This is a genomic window from Alienimonas sp. DA493, assembly GCF_043951915.1.
Lineage (GTDB): Bacteria > Planctomycetota > Planctomycetia > Planctomycetales > Planctomycetaceae > Alienimonas.
On record NZ_JBINJD010000352.1, the window covers coordinates 1 to 649 of the forward strand.

The following is a 649-nucleotide window of genomic DNA, read 5'->3' on the forward strand; positions in this document are numbered from 1 at the left end:
CCGCGTCCGCCGGCCCGCTCCGCGTCGACGGCGTCCGCGTCCGCCGCTACCTGACCGACGGCGGCCGCGTGCTGCTCCTGCGGGCCGAAGTGCTCAGCGCGGTCCGCCCCCCGGGCGGCCGGGCCGCCGCGGGGGGCGACCCCCTGGCCCGGGTCGCGGCCGACCCGCGGTTCGAGCCCCGCCTCCCCCGGCCGCGGCGGGTCCCGGTCGGGCCCGTCCGCTTCCGCGACCGCCGGGGCGTTGTGAGGCACGCCTACGACCTGGAGGCGGTGATCGACGTCTGCAACGCCGCCGCCCTGGTCCGGCAGGACGTCGACCCGTCCGCCCTCTCCGCGGCGGAGCGGCGCTTCGTCGAGGGGTGCTGGCGGCTCCTCCAGGAGATCGTCCGCTCCGGCCGGACCCCCGACGACTACGACGACTACGACCACGACTCCGGCCCGGACCGCCCCGCCGTGCTGGCGCCGGAGATCCTCGAAAAGGTCGCGGACCTCACCCTCTACCCCGCCTGGACGCGGCGGCTCCCCGACGAGTTCTTCGCCAACGTCCTCCGCGTTTGGGAGTGGTCCGCCGAGGACCTGCGGGACGACGACCGGGCGCGGCAGTTCGCGGCGGTCGTCGACGACATGGTCTACCGCCGCCTGCCGCCGGA

General features: G+C 77.3%; 1 protein-coding gene and 1 pseudogene. One reads left to right on the plus strand and one right to left on the minus strand.

Going from position 1 to position 649, the window contains the following annotated elements; genetic code table 11:
• Positions 1 to 251: pseudogene (locus tag ACG2DA_RS22970) on the minus strand (hypothetical protein); the annotation flags it as partial.
• On the opposite strand from ACG2DA_RS22970, the gene ACG2DA_RS22975 reads away from it, so the two are divergent.
• Positions 243 to 649 (plus strand): hypothetical protein (locus ACG2DA_RS22975; protein ID WP_395259043.1); only part of this gene is annotated, 407 nt, incomplete at its 3' end. The pseudogene ACG2DA_RS22970 and the gene ACG2DA_RS22975 sit on opposite strands and share 9 nt — an antisense overlap.